This is a genomic window from Ralstonia sp. AU12-08 (assembly GCF_000442475.1).
Taxonomy (GTDB): domain Bacteria; phylum Pseudomonadota; class Gammaproteobacteria; order Burkholderiales; family Burkholderiaceae; genus Ralstonia; species Ralstonia insidiosa.
The window spans coordinates 245,832-261,875 of sequence record NZ_ASZV01000024.1; the positions used below are offsets into that span (position 1 = coordinate 245,832).

The window sequence follows — 16,044 nt, forward strand, 5'->3', positions numbered from 1 at the left end:
ATTCGTTATCCATGGGCGCTCTCAGCCATCTCCGTGTTCTCGATCTCACGCGCGTGCTTGCCGGCCCGTGGTGCGCGCAAAACCTCGCCGATTTCGGTGCCGATGTCATCAAGGTGGAGCGCCCCGGTGCCGGCGACGATACCCGCACCTGGGGCCCGCCGTGGCTCAAGGACGAGGCCGGCCACGACACCGCCGAGGCCGCGTACTACCTCGCCGCCAACCGCAACAAGCGTTCGATCACCGTCGATATCAGCACGCCCGAGGGGCAGGACATCGTCCGCAAGCTCGCCGCGCATGCGGATGTGGTGTTGGAGAACTACAAGGTCGGCCAGCTCAAGAAGTACGGGCTGGACTACGACGCGCTCAAGGCCGTCAAGCCGGACCTGATCTACTGCTCCATCACCGGCTTCGGCCAGACCGGCCCCTACGCCGCACGCGCCGGCTACGACTTCATCGTGCAGGGCATGGGCGGCTTCATGAGCCTGACCGGCGAGCGCGACGACCTGCCCGGTGGCGGCCCGCAGAAGGCCGGCGTGGCCATCTCGGACTTGATGACCGGCATGTATTCGACGGTTGCCGTACTGGCCGCACTCGCACACCGAGACCGCACCGGCGAGGGCCAGTACATCGACATGGCGCTGCTCGACGTGCAGGTCGCCATGCTGGCCAACATGAACACCAACTATCTGGCGAGCGGCCAAGCCCCCAAGCGCTGGGGCAACGCGCATCCGAATATCGTGCCGTATCAGACCTTCCAGGCAGCCAACGGCTGGATCATCGTGGCGGTCGGCAACGACGGGCAGTTCCGCCGCTTTGTCGATGCCGGCGGCATGCAGGAACTGGCCGACGACCCGCGCTTTGCCACCAACCCGCAGCGCGTGGCCAACCGTGATGTGCTGGTGCCGATCCTGGCCGAGATGGTCAAGCGTTTCAGCAAGGGGGAGTGGATCGACAAGCTCGAAGCCGCCGGCGTGCCCTGCGGCCCAATCAACGATCTTCACGAAGTGTTCGACAACGAGCAGGTGCAGGCGCGCGGCCTGCGTGTCGACCTCCCCCACCCGAGCGCGGGCACCGTCAAGCTGGTCGGCAGCCCGGTCAAGATGAGCGTCACGCCGCCGAAGGCTGCGAGCCACCCGCCGCTGCTGGGCGAGCACACAGAAGCCGTGCTGCGCGACGTGCTGGACCTGAGCGCCGACCAGATCGCCGCGCTGCGTGCACGCGGCGTGATCTGATACCCGCGCTGACACCGCCCACCGTTTCCCACCCTGACGAGGTCACCATGTGGCTTGATGCGTTGCTGGCTTACCTGCACTACATCTCGATCTTCACGCTGATCGTCTTCCTCACCGCCGAGGCCGTGGTGCTGCGGCCAGACATGACGCCGGAAATCCGCAAGCGCCTGGCACGCTATGACGCCGTCTTCGGCTTCGCAGCGCTGGCGGTGCTGATTACCGGCGCGTTGCGTGTGATCTACGGCGCCAAGGGCTATGCGTTCTACGTCCACAACCCGGTGTTCCACGTCAAGGTGGGCCTGTTCATCCTGGTGGGGCTGCTGTCGATTATCCCGACCATCACCATCCTGCGCTGGAACAAGCAAGGCAAGACGCTGCCCGACTTCGTGCCACCGCCGTCGGAGATTGCCAAGACGCGCCGCTGGGTCATGATCGAATCGCACCTGATCATCTTCATTCCGCTGGCGGCCGTGCTGATGGCGCGCGGCATCGGCATGTAGTTCGCGCATGTAGCTCGCAATCACAATGGGCCGCGACAGCGTTGTGCGGCCCGCTCCCTCCGGCCTTCCTGCGGCTAGGGCAAACCCTGAACCGTTTGTCCATGCGCCCTGCCAGGCTGCTGCGCGGCCTGCCCCCCAGCAAGGTGCTTGAAAGCCGCTCTGCTTAGCGTGCACACTTGGTCGCCGCTTTGCCGCCATTCGGCCACCCGCAAAGCGATGCGCTGCATGCCCACAGGAGGACACCCATCTTGCAGAACGATCCACAAAGCCGCCCGGTGATCCGCAGTCACCAGGACTTTGCGTCGGGCATCCTGTTCATCGTTGCGGGCGCGGCATTCGCGATCCTGGCGCGCGGCTACCGCATGGGCACAGCCTCCTCCATGGGCCCCGGCTACTTCCCGTTCTGGCTAGGGATCGTGCTGGTGCTGCTGGGTGTGGTGGTGGTCGTGCAATCGCTGTCGCGCAAGGGCGTGGCAGACCGCATCCCACGCTGGGACATCAAGACGCTGCTATGGATTCTCGGCTCGGTGGTGCTGTTCGGGTTGCTGCTGCAACCGCTGGGGCTGGTGCTTTCGCTGGTGGGGCTGGTGCTTGTTTCCAGCATGGCCAGCCACGAGTTCACATGGAAAGGCGCGGTCGGCACCGCCATCGTGATGGTGCTGGTGAGCCTGGCCGCGTTCGTCTATGGGCTCAAGCTGCAGTTCCCGGTGTGGCCGGCGTTCATCAGCAACTGAGGCACGCGACATGGATCTCTTCGCCAATCTCGCGCTCGGCTTCTCCACTGCGCTGTCGCTCCAGAACCTGATCTACGCCTTCATCGGCTGCGTGCTCGGTACGTTGATCGGCGTGCTGCCGGGGCTCGGCCCCATCGCCACGATTGCGATGCTGCTGCCGGCCACCTATGCGCTGCCGCCGGTGGCTGCGCTCATCATGCTGGCAGGCATCTATTACGGCGCGCAGTACGGCGGCTCCACCACCGCCATCCTCGTCAACCTGCCGGGCGAATCGTCGTCGGTGGTGACCACCATTGACGGCTACCAGATGGCTCGGCGCGGGCGGGCCGGCGTTGCGCTGGCCACGGCCGGCCTCGGTTCGTTCTTTGCCGGCTGCGTGGCCACGCTGGTGCTGGCTGCATTTGCCACGCCGCTGTCGGAGTTCGCCTTCAACTTCGGCCCGGCGGAATACTTCTCGCTGATGGTGCTGGGGCTGATCGGCGCCGTGGTGCTGGCCTCAGGCTCGCTCATCAAGGCCCTCGCGATGATCGTGCTGGGCTTGCTGCTGGGGCTGGTGGGCACAGACGTGAACTCCGGCACCGCGCGCTATTCGTTCGATGTGCCGGAGCTGGCCGACGGGTTGAACTTCGTTTCGGTGGCGATGGGCGTGTTCGGCTTCTCCGAGATCATCGCCAACCTGGAGCAGAAAGAGCACCGCGAGACCTTTGTCGACCACGTGCGCAACCTGTGGCCCAGCCGCGACGATTTCAAGCGCATGATCCCGGCCGTGCTGCGCGGCACGGCGCTGGGCTCGGTGCTCGGCATCCTGCCCGGTGGCGGCGCGACGCTGGCATCGTTCGCGTCGTACTCGCTGGAGAAAAAGGCCTCGAAGTATTCGCACGAGTTCGGCAAGGGCGCCATCGAGGGCGTTGCGGGCCCGGAATCGGCCAACAATGCGGCGGCGCAGACATCCTTCATCCCGCTGCTCACGCTGGGCATTCCGCCCAACGCGGTGATGGCGCTGATGGTGGGTGCGATGACCATCCACAACATCCAGCCCGGCCCGCAGGTGATGACCAGCAACCCCGCGCTGTTCTGGGGCCTGATCGCCTCGATGTGGATCGGCAACCTGATGCTGATCGTGCTGAACCTGCCGATGATCGGCGTGTGGGTGCGCCTGTTGAAAGTGCCCTACCGCTTCCTGTACCCGGCCATTCTGGTGTTCTGCTGCATTGGCGTGTACTCGGTCTCGAACACCACGTTCGACATCTTCCAGACAGCGGTCTTCGGGCTGATCGGCTACTTGCTCCTGAAGCTGCGTTGCGAGCCCGCGCCCATGCTGCTCGGCTTCGTGCTCGGGCCCATGATGGAAGAGAACTTCCGGCGCGCACTGCTGCTCTCGCGTGGAGATTTCTCCACCTTCGTCACCAAGCCGCTGTCACTGGGGCTGCTGATTGCTGCTGCGGCCCTGGTACTGCTGGTGGTGCTGCCCGTCATCCGCCGCAAACGCGAGGAAGCCTTTCAAGAAGAGTAGCGGCGTTGCTGCATCGCATCCTAAAGAACCGGAGGCTCGCCCTCCGGTTTTTGCTTGCGCACGCGGCGGCGCAGCATTAGAGCCAATCTTCCAATTCAGTTGACGCTGGAATGCGCACTTCGGATAACGGAGGGCGATCGACCCGCAGAGGTCGACCACCCATCCATCATTCAGGAGACAACCGAATGTTGCAGACGCCCCTGTTCCATGCTGTGTACAAATCAGTGCGCGGCATCTTGCGCACGCACACCGCAGCCGCCGCTTTGACCACGGCCCTGGCTGCATCCGCCCTCACGCTTACCGTCGCCGCACCGGCCCATGCGGCCAGCACGTACGCCGCCACGCAATACCCGATCGTGTTGGTGCACGGCCTCTCGGGCACCAGCAAGTTCCTCGGCGTGGTGGATTACTGGTACCAGATCCCCGAAGACCTGCGTGCCAACGGCGCCAACGTCTACGTGGCCGATGTCTCCGCCTTCAACGATGAAACCGTGCGCGGCGAGCAACTGCTCAGCCAGATCCGCACCGTGCTGGCCACCACGGGCGCGGCCAAGGTCAACCTCATCGGCCATAGCCAGGGCGGCCTGACCTCGCGCTATGCGGCCGCCGTGGCGCCCAACCTGGTGGCCTCTGTCACCACCATCGGCACACCGCACAAGGGTTCGGAGTTTGCGGACTTTGTCGAGAGCACGCCGGCACCTTTCAAGGCGCTGGTGAACCTGGGTGCGGACGTGTTCGGCTCGGTGCTCGGCTGGTTCAACGGCAACAGCAATCCGCAGAATGGCTTTGCAGCGCTGCATATCCTCTCGACCGCGGGCGCGGCGGATTTCAACAAGACCTTCCCGAGCGCGGGCCTGGCCAGCGGCTGCAACACCGGCAGCGCCACCGACGTGCGCAACGGCAACGTGCAGAAGCTGTATTCGTGGACGGGACGCTCGACGGCCACCAACATCCTCGACCTGTTCGACCCGGTGCTGGTCTTCAGCGGCGGGGTCATGCGGGCGCGCGGCTCAGGCACCAACGACGGGCTGGTCTCGATCTGCAGCGCCAAGTTCGGACAGGTACTGTCGACCGACTATGCTTGGAATCACCTTGACGAGGTCAACCAGCTGCTCGGCCTGATCGGCTGGGGTGCGGCGGATCCGGTTGCGGTGATCCGCACGCAGGCCAATCGGTTGAAGACGGCCGGGCTGTAATCCGTCGCCACCTATCGCCACGCATTGCCGCTTATTGCCACCAACGCGCACATCGTCATGAAGGGCAAATCACAATCCGTGCAATCCATGCAGCCCACGACATTCATCGGCGCCGTGTTGGTGGCAATCGTCGTTGCGGGGGGCGTCTACTGGTGGCACGCCACCGGTGAAGCGCCCCCAGCCGCCGAGCAACCTCCGGCGGCGCCCCGCTCTGGCGCCTACATCGGCAGCATCAAGGGCGACGAGACAACTGCCGCGGCCAAACCCAGCGAATTGGCCGACACACAGGTGCCCGACGGCCTGCGTGTGGATGCAAGCGGCCACCTCATCCTCGAACCCGCCAACCGCGCAGTGTTCGACTACTTCCTCGACGTGCCCGCGTCGCTGCCTGAAGCACAGCGCATTGCGATGGCAGAGGCGCATATGCACGCCAAGCTGGTCAGCCCCGCGCTATCGGAGGCGCAATCGCTGCTGCAGCGCTATCTCACCTACCGCAAGGCGCTGGCCGGGCAAGGCGATACCGGCCGCAGCAAGCCAAGCCTTGAACAGGTTCAGCAGCAGCCCGAGATCATTGCCACGCTGCGGCAACAAATCAGCGCCCGGGCCGCGCTGCGCCGCCAATACCTCGGCGCGGATGTCGCCCAGGCCTGGTACGGCGACGAAGATGCGCTGGACAGCGCCGCGCTCGACCGCCTGGCCGTGATGGCCGACCCTTCGCTCACCCCCGAGCAACGCGCCGCCAAGCTCGCAGCCATCAAGGCCAATCTGCCAGCCGCCCTGCGAGAAGCCCGCCGCAATGCCTCCGCGCCGGTCAAGCTCGCGAACGACATGGATTCCTGGACCAAGGATGGTCTGAGCGAGGCACAGATCCGCCAGCGTCTGGCCGCCCAGGGCATCGACGGCATCGTGGCGGATCGCCTAGTGCAGGCCAGCCGCGAAGAAGCCGTCTGGCGCGGCCGTTACGACGCCTACGCCCAGCAGCGCGACCGCATCAACAGCTTCCCCGGCCTGTCAGATGCCGACCGCGCCGCTCAGCTCACCCAACTGCGCCAGCAGACCTTTCCCGCCCCGAATGAGGCGTTGCGTGCACAAGCATTGGATGGCGTCGCGCAACGGAAATAAGGGACAACCCGGCAGAGTGCCCCGGGCACGGTAAAATCACGGGATTGCCGAATCACGCATTCCCATGAGCCAAGACAACGCCAATGGGGCGGCCGCCGCCCCCACGTCCAACTTCCTGCGCCAAATCATTGATGGCGACCTGACGCAAGGCACCTACGCCGGCCGCAAGGACACCAAGGGCCAGGCCCTTCCGCCGGTCATCACGCGCTTTCCGCCGGAGCCCAACGGCTACCTGCACATTGGTCACGCCAAGAGCATCTGGGTGAACTTCGGCCTGGCCAAGGATTACCAAGGCCGCTGCCACCTGCGCTTTGACGACACCAACCCCGTCAAGGAAGACACCGAATACGTCGATTCCATCATCGACGCGGTGCACTGGCTCGGCTACTCGTGGGAAAACGGCACCGGCACGCACCTGTACTACGCCAGCGACTACTTCGAGCAACTCTACGGCTTTGCCGAAGTGCTGATCCAGCGCGGCGCCGCCTACGTCGACAGCCAAAGCGCCGAGCAGATTGCCGCCAACCGTGGCGACTTCACCAAGCCGGGTACGCCGTCGCCGTATCGCGACCGCTCGGTGGACGAGAACCTCGCGCTGTTCCGCGACATGCGCGCCGGCAAGTACAAGGACGGCGAGTTGGTGCTGCGCGCCAAGATCGACATGGCCGCGCCGAACATCGTGATGCGCGATCCGGTGCTGTATCGCATCCGCCATGCGCATCACCACCGCACCGGCGACGCATGGTGCATCTACCCGATGTACGACTTCACGCATTGCATTTCCGATGCGCTGGAGAACATCACGCATTCGCTGTGCACGCTGGAGTTCGAGAACAACCGCCCGCTGTACGACTGGGTGCTCGACCACCTCCGCGACGCTGGTGCCCTGCCCGCACCGCTGCCGCATCAGTACGAGTTCGCGCGCCTGCACCTGACCTACGCCATCACCAGCAAGCGCAAGCTGCTGCAACTGGTGACGGAAAAGCGTGTCGACGGCTGGGACGACCCGCGCATGCCGACGCTGGTGGGCATCCGCCGCCGCGGCTATACGCCGGAATCGATCCAACTGTTCTGCGAACGCGTAGGCGTATCCAAGGCCGATAGCTGGATCGACATGAGCATCCTGGAAGGCGCCGTGCGCGACGACCTCGATGCGCGCGCACCGCGCTCGGTGGGCGTGCTGGACCCGGTCAAGCTCGTCCTCGACAACGTGCCGGCAGATTTCAACGAGCCGTGCTCGGCGCCCGTGCACCCGAAGCAGCCTGAACTCGGCCGCCGCGAATTCCCGCTCACGCGTGAGCTGTGGATCGAGCGCGAAGACTTTACCGAGACGCCGCCCAAGGGCTACTTCCGCCTCTTCCCAGGCAACAAGGTGCGCCTGCGCTACGGCTACGTGATCGAATGCACCGGCTGCGACAAGGATGCCGACGGCAACATCACAGCCGTGCACGCCAACATCATCCCGGACACGAAGAGCGGCACGCCGGGTGCTGACAGCGTGAAGGTCAAGGGCAACATCCACTGGGTGAGCGCCGCACACGCGCTGGAAGCTGAAGTGCGCCTGTACGACCGCCTGTTCAGCGACCCGCAGCCGGACTCGGGCGACAAGAACTTCCTGGATGCGCTCAACCCGGACTCGAAGAAGATCGTCACGGCCTACCTGGAGCCGACGCTGGCAACCGCCAAGCCGGAAGACCGCTTCCAGTTCGAGCGCCATGGCTACTTCGTGGCTGACCGTATCGACTCGCAACCGGGCAAGCCCGTGTTCAACCGCGTGGTCGGCCTGAAGGACAGCTGGGGCAAGTAAAGATCGGGGCAAAGGCAGGCCCATGCCTGCGTGGGTCTCTGCACAAGGAGGCAACATGCGTGCATGGTTTCTGATGCTGACAGGGGTGCTATGCACCTCTGCCTTTGCCGCGCCGTTCACGCCAGACCTGGCGCATACGTCGGTGGTCTTCGGCACCTCGCACTTCGATCGGTCTACGGTGCGTGGCCGCTTCGACAAGATCGACGGCGCCATCGACTTTGACGAGGCGACCAACCAAGGCGGTATCGATTTCACCATCGACGCTGCCTCCGTCAGTACGCGTCTGCCGGTGCTGGATGGTGTGCTGAAATCCGAGCAGTTTCTGGATGCCGCGCAGTTTCCGATCATCCGCCTGCGCAGCGATCGCTTTGTCGTACAGGACGGCAAGCTCGTCGCCATCGAAGGCAAGCTGACGCTGCGGGGCGTGACCCAACCGGTGCGATTAGATGTGCGCCGCTTCAACTGCGGCGACATGAAGCTGGCCGGCACCACACCACGCCACGTCTGCGGTGGCGATTTTCATCTTGGCATCCAACGCAGCGCCTTCGGCATGACGCGGTTCCTGCCTGACGTGGGCGACCGCGTCGACCTCGACATCAGCGTGGAAGCCTCACCGCAATAAGCTACGCAATCCCTCTATGCCCAATATCGATTTCGCTCTGAACACCGAATACATCGAGCTGCACAAGCTGCTCAAGCTGACCGGCGTGGTCGACAGCGGCGGCGCCGGCAAGGCGGTCGTTGCCGATGGCGGTGTCACCGTCGACGGCCAGCCGGAATCGCGCAAGACCGCCAAGATCCGCGCGGGCCAGGTGGTCATGCTGGGTGACATCCGCATCGCCGTGCACGAGGCCGACTAGCACTTCTGGTGTTTGAAAACGCCGCCTGTGCTACGGTGCGGCACCTTCACAACTGTCCAGGAGACTGACCATGCCGATCGCCCTCTGGTGCGTTCTGGTGGCGGCGGTGTTGCCGATCGTGTGCGTTGGCATCGCCAAGGCCAGCGGCCCGCGTTATGACAACCGCAACCCGCGCGCGTGGCTCGCGCAGCAAACCGGTGTGGCAGGCCGCGCCGGTGCTGCGCAGCAAAACCACTTTGAAGCGTTTCCGTTCTTTGCGGTGGCCGTGCTGGTGGCTATCCTGGGCGGCGGCATGATCGACCGCGTCAACCTGCTCGCCATCGCATTCGTCGTGGCGCGCGTGCTGTACACGATCTGCTATCTGGCCGACTGGGCGGCATTGCGCTCGCTGATGTGGTTTACAGGCGTTGGCCTGTGCGTAGCGCTGTTTGTACAACCTGCCTTCGCGCACTGACGCTCCCATCTGCTCCCATCTGCACGCAATAAAAAACGGCGCCTCAGTGGCGCCGTTTTACTTGGCTACTGCGATGCCCCTGGTGGCGTCGCCGACGTGCGGAACAACCGCCACGCCATGCCGCCCAACACAACCACCGCTGCAACGAGCGCGCCCCACAGTACCCACTGACGCGTTCTGCCGCCAGGCGGCTCGGCCGTCATCGCATCGGAAGGCGAATCACTCATCGCCCCCAGCTGTGCAGGTGCAATTGCAGGCGAAGCACCCGCCAGCAGATCCGCCCGAGCGATCGGGTTGCCACGCGCCACCTCCCCCACCGCCACCACAAACGGCACGTTGCCGCGCGCCGCGTAGGTGACAGTGGCTGGACGCCAGCCGATCGCCAATTGCGGCGCGCCCGAACCCAAGCCGCCGCTGCGTGTGTCGACCTGTAGGCGCCAGTAACGCTCGCCGGTGGCAGGCACGCTGATCGCCGCGTTCTCCTGTTCGCCCTGCCCGCCAGCACCGGCCAGGCGGAACAGCCGTGTCGACGTGACCGGCCGCCACTGCGCCTGCGCATCCGCACGCGCATACAGCGTTGCCTGCACGACGGTGTTGGCCTGCGGTAGGTGAATCTTCACGCGTTCCACCGGGAACGCACCGCCTGTATCGAACAGGTAGTCACCGGCGGCAGGCGTCTGCACCGGTGCCAGCCCCGTGCGCCACTGGATAGCGCTGTCCGCCGGCAACGGTGACGCACCGGCCGCCAGTTCCGCGCGCACGCTCTCAGGCACGGGCGGCTTGCCCTGCCACGTCAGCCGCAGATATTTCGCGCGCAGCCCAGTGAACTCGATGCGATCCTGCACCAGCGTGCTGCCCTGGTTGGACAGACGGAACAGCGTCGCCTGGCTCACCGGGTTCCAGTGCTGCAGATCATCGCTGGCCTGCACGGTCACACCACTCTGAAATTCGGCAGCGGGCAAACCGACCACCAGCGCCGTCAGCGTGTCGTGCAACTGGCTCAGGTCGACCAGCCACGCGCGTGCCGATTCCTGCGATGCGAGCGTGCCAGTGGCCCGCAGCACACCATCGGCGCCGAGCACGACACCAGCGGCCCCCGGCTTTTGCCCTTCGTCGATGGGCGTGGCGAACCAGCGCACGTCCTGCAGCGTGCGTGCCTGCGGCGCCGGATCGCGTGGGATCTCGATGGTGAACGGCACGGGCTCGCCGTCGCCATTGAGAACGCGCAGGTCGGTCAGGCCGCTGTCGCCGATGCTGCGCGCGTGGGCATACACGTCTTCGCTGAGCGTGACAGCGTAGTACGGCGCGCCGGGCGTGCCGGTCAATGCAAAACGCTCGGCCCAGGCCGACGCGGACAGCAGCGATGCCGCGGCAATCGCAAGAACAACCTTCTTCACACAACCTCCTTGGCCTCGGCGTCACCCTGCGTTTTGCCCTTGGGCGGCAGCGGCGACAGATAGCCGATCAGCAGCAACAACACGCCAATGCCGATGAACGAAACGATGCGCTCCACCCCCGTCACACGCGACAGGTCGAACAGGAACAGCTTGATCACCGTCACACCGAGCAGTGCCGCGCCGGTAAACCACAACGCACGGCTGACGCGCCGCGTGGCAAACACCATCACGCCCAGCGCCAGGACCGTCCAGAACATCGACAACGACGCCTGCACCAGCATCGAGTCCCCCAGGTCGTCCAACGTGTACGGAATATGCGCCCAGTGGTGCAGCGTGCGCAGCAGTACCGCATTGGCCCAGATGAACAGCGTGGCGCCGACCGCGTAGCCGATCACCAACGGCTCGGGCACGAGCTTCTGCAGTGCCACGCGGCGCATCCACAGCGTGATGGCCAGGAAAACCAGCAACTGCGCCACATCCAGCGGATTGAGGATGGGCAGATAGAACAGCGGCGCGGCATCGCCGTTGCTGGCAGCGCTGACCACGCTCCACAGCCACAGCAGTGCAGCCAGTGGCGCAGCGCCCCACAGCAGATAGGCACGTTCGAAGCGGGCGATCGGCCAGCGGATGCGCCAGCCTGCGCCGGCCAGCAGCGCAAGCAACACACCGTAGCCATAGGCCCAGGCGGCAAAGCTCCATGTGCCTTCCGGCACGTAGGCGTCCAGGCGCCAGTAGCCCTCGGTGGCCAGCAGGCCGCAGATCAACCAAAACAGCGCCGTATGCAGCGGCGCGAGGATGGCATCCCCAACATCGCGCTGCTGACGGCGCAGTAGCACGAAGGCCAACACGATCGATGCAATCCACACCGCCCCACCCCAGCCGGCCAGCGGCGACGGTGCCCAGTGTTCGATCGCCAACAATGCGATCAACGCAAGCGCGGGCGACAACGCCAGCGCAGGCCACTCCGCCAGCGCCCAGTCGAGCTTGCGGCGCAGGCCGTGCGCACCCCATGCGGTCAGCACGGCAAAGGCGGCGTAGAGCGGAATGTCCGGCCGATCGACCGCCTTGGAGCCAAGGCGCCATGCATAGCGGTCGATCTCATCGCCGCCACTGCCAAGCCACCACAGCAAGCCCCACACCGACGCAGCCATGCCGAGCACAGGTGCCACCTTCAGCCAATCGCGCGCCTCGGCCTTGCCATGCAGGCGCCAGCCGCTGAAGATGCCCGCCGCTGCAATCAGCACCCCGCCGACGTAGTGGCTGTTGAGCACCGGCCATTGCAGCGACGCCGACCACTCGAACAGCATTCCCAATACAAAGGCCACACCCGCCGCCAGTTGCAGCAACAAGCCGACCGCCAGCGCAAGGCGACGCTTCTGACGCACGCTGGCCCAGACGACCGCCGCACCTTCCACCGCCCAGATTGCACTCGTCGTGCGCCCATCGAAGGCCAACGGAATCGCCAGCGTGATGAAGATCACGCCCAGCGCAAACATCGATTCAAACAGCAGCCCCAGGCGCGCACGCTTGCCCGCCAGCCACGCGGCAATGCCCAGGTAGAACGCCGCCAGCGCTGCGGCACTCCACGCCATCGCAAACGGAATGTGGTGCACCAGTGCGGCCTGCAGGCCCATCGCCACCAGCGGTGTGCCGAACACCAGCGTGCCGTCTACGTAGTGCTTGAGGCTGACCTGGCGGCGCAGCGCGTACAGCAGCGCAATGCCCACATACATCAGGAAGAACAGGATCAGGAACGGCTCGGTGCTCTTGAGCAGTGACGGCTCATAGCGCAGCGCACCCCAAGCCGTGGCAATGCCAAAGGTGAACACGAAGCCCAGCAGATTCAGCGCGCGCCATGCACGGAACCACGCAATGGCGAAGATGCCCGCGTTCAGCAGCGCGTAGTAGCTGAACAGCGCCACATGGCTGCCCTGCCCGGTCGAGATCAGGATCGGTGCCAGGAACCCGCCTGCGCTACCGGTAAAGGCCAACGCTGGCGCGTTCTGCTTGACGGCCAGTCCGGCTGCCAATGCACAGATCAGCACCAGCAGCGGAAACGCCATCCCCGGCGTCAGCAACGGCACCATGCGTGTCGCCGCAAAAACGGTCAGGTACAGCACCCCGACCCCACCACCCTGCAACACCAGCGCATAGCCGGGGCGCTTGTCGCGCAGGCGCCAGCCAATGCCCAGAAGCACGATCGCCCCGACCGCCACACCCGCAAGGCGGAACTCGACCGGTAACAGGCTGTTGTCAGCCGCGTACTTGAGCAGAAAGGCCACGCCGAAGAACAGGATCAGGATGCCGACCCGCACCACGCTGTTGCCACCCAGCAGCCAGTCGCGCGCGGCGCCGACAGCGCGTTCCACCCAATCGGGTTCGTGGGGGATCAGCGTGGGTTGAGCAAGCGGCGGAGCAACAGGCACCGGCTGCGACACTGCAGGCACCTCCACCGGCGGCAACGATTCGGCCACGATAGGCTCCGGCACCACTTCAGGAACAGGCGCCACCGTGGGCTCGACGACCCCCGGCACTTCTGGCACTTCCGGCACCGGCGTTGCGGACGACTGCCCTTTCAGCTCGGCGATCTGGCGGCGCAGCAGCGCCACCTCGTGCTCCAGCCGCGTCACGCGCTCATTGATCGGCACGGCCAGCGGCACCTGCGCCGGTGCATTGCCCTGGGGGACATCCGGCGTCTTGGCCCATTGCGAACTGGCCCGCTTGTCCATGACCAGGATCAGCGAAGCCAACCCGACGCCGATCAGCGCGCCAAAAAACGCGCCAACCACACCCCCTGAGAAGGCCCCGAACACCAGGCCCACGATTCCGAAAATCCAACGCATCGTTCTGATTGTCCTGTTGGTATTGGAAAATGCGCGCGCATTCCCTGCGCCCTGGGCAACCCGACACCTGCCCAAGATGCACGCACCGCTTGCGTATACCGCAATCCGGCCCCGAATGGAATCGATCAAGTCTCAGAACGCTATGAGGATCGTGTCATCAGGCCGTGCGACAATGCGCGCTTTGCTGAAAAACCCGCTGTCCGAATGGCCCTCAAATCCACGATCTACAAGGTCGATCTGCAGATCGCCGACATGGATCGCCACTACTACGGCAACCACGCGCTGACCGTCGCCCGCCACCCGAGCGAGAACGACGAGCGCATGATGGTGCGCGTGCTCGCCTTTGCGCGCCACGCCAGTGAAACGCTCGCCTTCACGCGCGGCCTGTCCGAACCCGACGAACCCGAACTCTGGCAACGCGACCTGACCGACGCCATCGAGCTCTGGATCGACCTCGGCAACCCCGATGACACCCGGGTGCGCAAGGCCAGCAACCGCGCCGAGCAGGTCGCTGTGTATACGTATAGCGGCAATGCCAGCCGTGTGTGGTGGCAGCAGATCGAAACCAAGGTGGCGCGCTTTGCCAACCTGTCGGTCTACGAAGTGGCACCCGACACCGTGGCGGCACTGGCCGTCATGGTGGAACGCACCATGCGTCTGCAGGTCACCATCCAGGATGGCGACATCTGGATCGCCAACGACGCGGACAACGTCCACGTCCAGCTTGAAACGCTCAAGGCCGCGCAAGCCTGAGTTTGTCTCCCACCCCGTCATTACCCACGAGGCTCACCATGACCATCGAAACCACTGCAAGCGGTCTGCAATATGAAGACGTCGTCGTCGGCGACGGCGCTGAGGCCACGGCTGGCAAGCATGTCACCGTGCATTACACCGGCTGGCTGTACGACAACGGCCAGGCTGGCAAGAAGTTCGACTCCAGCAAGGACCGCAACGACCCGTTCGCCTTCCCGCTGGGCGCCGGCCACGTCATCAAGGGCTGGGACGAAGGCGTGCAAGGAATGAAGGTCGGGGGCAAGCGCAATCTGATCATCCCGGCAAGCCTCGGCTACGGTGCACGCGGCGCCGGCGGCGTCATCCCCCCGAACGCAACATTGCTTTTCGAAGTTGAACTGCTGAACGTCTGATCCTGCGATAGAATCCGCACCCGGCTTGCGATGCATCACACGACGCATCGCAGCCGCCTCCCCCGGCGGGGTGGCAGAGTGGTCAATGCTGCGGCTTGCAAAGCCGTATAAGACGGTTCAATTCCGTTCCCCCGCCTCCAGTTTTCCGGCCTCGACATCCTTACCGTTGCGGCCGCGCCATAGTCAAACGTTCCCCAAGCCTCGCAACGCCCTGTTTCCGGGCCATCGGCTGTCCACTCGCGTGACCACTCGTAACGATTGCTCTATGCTTGCGACATGGCCGTCACCCGAGAGGATCTCGAACAGAACCGGTTGCGCGCCGCCCTGGGTGATTCACCCGTCGCGTCGTCGTTGCTAACCGAGGCTGCGCTGGAAGCGTCGCTTGCATCGACGCTCGCGCGGTTGTCGAGTTCGCCCTGCGAATGCCAGGACGCCTGGGTGTTTGGCTACGGCTCGCTCATCTGGAACCCCATGATCTTCCACACCGAAGCGGCGCCCGCCACGGTGCATGGATACCACCGCGGTTTCTACCTCTATTCCCGCATCAACCGCGGCACCTGGGACAACCCGGGGCTGGTGCTCGGCTTGGACCGTGGCGGTAGTTGCCGGGGCGTGGCCTTCCGTGTGCCGCGCGACCATGCCGAGCACGAATTCCGCGTGCTGTGGCGCCGCGAGATGCTGACCGGCGCCTACCAGCCGCGCTGGCTGCCCACCGAGATCAACGGCAAACGCGTCTTCGCACTCGCCTTTGTCATGAACCGTGCGCATGAAGCCTATGCCGGCCGCCTGCCCGATGAGCGCGTAGTTGGCTGCCTGCGCGATGCGGTCGGCCTGTACGGGCCGGCACGTGAATATCTGCAACGCACACTGATCGGCCTGGCCAGCAACGGGCTGCACGATCCGTATCTGGACCGCCTGTGGACACGCCTGCAAGCCATGGACGCCGCCAACGCGCCCGTCGCCGGCGAGCCCGCAGAGCAGCCCGACCCTTACCTCAGCGCCTGAGCCCGCCTGCCATGCTCCTCGCCCGCCATCCCGCGCTCAACCAGCTGATCGGCGTCATGCTGGGTCTCGCGCTGGCAGTGGGCGACATGGCCAACGCCTGGCAGGAGCAGCATCTGCCGACGCTGCACGTGGCTACCAGTACGAGCACCAAAGCCACGCCCGGTGCCGCGCCCGCCACGCGCCCAGCCCATCGCAGCGACCCTGCCACGCGTGACCGCGACCTGATTGCCGCCGCC

The 16,044-nt window shown here is 65.2% G+C and carries 15 protein-coding genes, 1 tRNA gene and 1 pseudogene; 15 read left to right on the forward strand and 2 right to left on the reverse strand.

Translation table 11 applies throughout. From position 1 onward, the window contains the following. The first annotated feature begins 11 nt into the window (after positions 1-11). The 10 genes from C404_RS43955 to C404_RS44000 all read left to right on the forward strand — a co-directional run bounded on the left by C404_RS43955 (position 12) and on the right by C404_RS44000 (position 9,418). A complete protein-coding gene (locus tag C404_RS43955; protein ID WP_021195175.1) occupies positions 12-1,232 on the forward strand; it encodes a CaiB/BaiF CoA transferase family protein in 1,221 nt (406 codons plus the stop codon). A gap of 47 nt (positions 1,233-1,279) precedes the next feature. Further along, the gene (locus tag C404_RS43960) at positions 1,280-1,732 is read left to right on the forward strand and encodes a DUF2214 family protein (protein ID WP_021195176.1); all 453 of its coding nucleotides are present in this window, start codon (positions 1,280-1,282) and stop codon (positions 1,730-1,732) included. 248 nt (positions 1,733-1,980) lie between these two features. Continuing rightward, the gene (locus C404_RS43965) at positions 1,981-2,466 is read left to right on the forward strand and encodes a tripartite tricarboxylate transporter TctB family protein (protein ID WP_021195177.1); all 486 of its coding nucleotides are present in this window, start codon (positions 1,981-1,983) and stop codon (positions 2,464-2,466) included. A gap of 10 nt (positions 2,467-2,476) precedes the next feature. Continuing rightward, positions 2,477-3,979, forward strand: a complete 1,503-nt coding sequence (locus tag C404_RS43970; RefSeq protein ID WP_021195178.1) for a tripartite tricarboxylate transporter permease — start codon at positions 2,477-2,479, stop codon at positions 3,977-3,979. Positions 3,980-4,164: 185 nt separating this feature from the next. Beyond that, entirely contained in the window at positions 4,165-5,175 is a 1,011-nt protein-coding gene (locus tag C404_RS43975) for a triacylglycerol lipase (RefSeq protein ID WP_021195179.1), read from the forward strand. A gap of 57 nt (positions 5,176-5,232) precedes the next feature. Beyond that, on the forward strand, positions 5,233-6,297 hold the full coding sequence (locus tag C404_RS43980; protein WP_031329438.1) for a lipase secretion chaperone: 1,065 nt from the start codon (positions 5,233-5,235) through the stop codon (positions 6,295-6,297). Positions 6,298-6,361: 64 nt separating this feature from the next. After that, positions 6,362-8,104, forward strand: a complete 1,743-nt coding sequence (locus C404_RS43985) for a glutamine--tRNA ligase/YqeY domain fusion protein (protein WP_021195181.1) — start codon at positions 6,362-6,364, stop codon at positions 8,102-8,104. A gap of 55 nt (positions 8,105-8,159) precedes the next feature. Beyond that, positions 8,160-8,726, forward strand: coding sequence for a YceI family protein (locus tag C404_RS43990; protein ID WP_021195182.1), 567 nt, complete (start codon positions 8,160-8,162; stop codon positions 8,724-8,726). A gap of 16 nt (positions 8,727-8,742) precedes the next feature. Next, positions 8,743-8,964, forward strand: coding sequence for an RNA-binding S4 domain-containing protein (locus C404_RS43995; protein WP_021195183.1), 222 nt, complete (start codon positions 8,743-8,745; stop codon positions 8,962-8,964). 70 nt (positions 8,965-9,034) lie between these two features. Continuing rightward, positions 9,035-9,418 (forward strand): MAPEG family protein, encoded by a 384-nt coding sequence (locus C404_RS44000; RefSeq protein WP_021195184.1) that lies wholly within the window; start codon positions 9,035-9,037, stop codon positions 9,416-9,418. Positions 9,419-9,483: 65 nt separating this feature from the next. Here C404_RS44000 and C404_RS44005 read toward each other — a convergent pair whose 3' ends face one another. Both C404_RS44005 and C404_RS44010 read right to left on the reverse strand, forming a co-directional pair. Next, positions 9,484-10,815, reverse strand: coding sequence for a DUF3999 domain-containing protein (locus tag C404_RS44005; RefSeq protein ID WP_021195185.1), 1,332 nt, complete (start codon positions 10,813-10,815; stop codon positions 9,484-9,486). After that, the gene (locus C404_RS44010; protein ID WP_021195186.1) at positions 10,812-13,658 is read right to left on the reverse strand and encodes a DUF2339 domain-containing protein; all 2,847 of its coding nucleotides are present in this window, start codon (positions 13,656-13,658) and stop codon (positions 10,812-10,814) included. Before C404_RS44010 ends, C404_RS44005 begins: the two co-directional genes overlap by 4 nt. 204 nt (positions 13,659-13,862) lie before the next feature. Between C404_RS44010 and C404_RS44015 the strand changes: the two genes are divergently transcribed. The 5 genes and pseudogenes from C404_RS44015 to C404_RS0130000 form a co-directional block, all read left to right on the forward strand. Continuing rightward, positions 13,863-14,411 carry a YaeQ family protein gene (locus C404_RS44015; RefSeq protein WP_021195187.1) on the forward strand — a complete coding sequence of 183 codons (549 nt, stop codon included), beginning with the start codon at positions 13,863-13,865 and terminating at the stop codon, positions 14,409-14,411. Between the two features lie 38 nt (positions 14,412-14,449). Continuing rightward, complete coding sequence (locus tag C404_RS44020) at positions 14,450-14,803, forward strand: FKBP-type peptidyl-prolyl cis-trans isomerase (protein ID WP_021195188.1); 354 nt, start codon at positions 14,450-14,452, stop codon at positions 14,801-14,803. A 64-nt stretch (positions 14,804-14,867) separates the two neighbouring features. Further along, positions 14,868-14,943: transfer RNA gene (locus C404_RS44025), tRNA-Cys, on the forward strand. A gap of 136 nt (positions 14,944-15,079) precedes the next feature. Beyond that, positions 15,080-15,808, forward strand: a complete 729-nt coding sequence (locus C404_RS44030; protein ID WP_021195189.1) for a gamma-glutamylcyclotransferase — start codon at positions 15,080-15,082, stop codon at positions 15,806-15,808. A gap of 11 nt (positions 15,809-15,819) precedes the next feature. After that, positions 15,820-16,044, forward strand: a pseudogene (locus C404_RS0130000) (ankyrin repeat domain-containing protein); the annotation flags it as partial.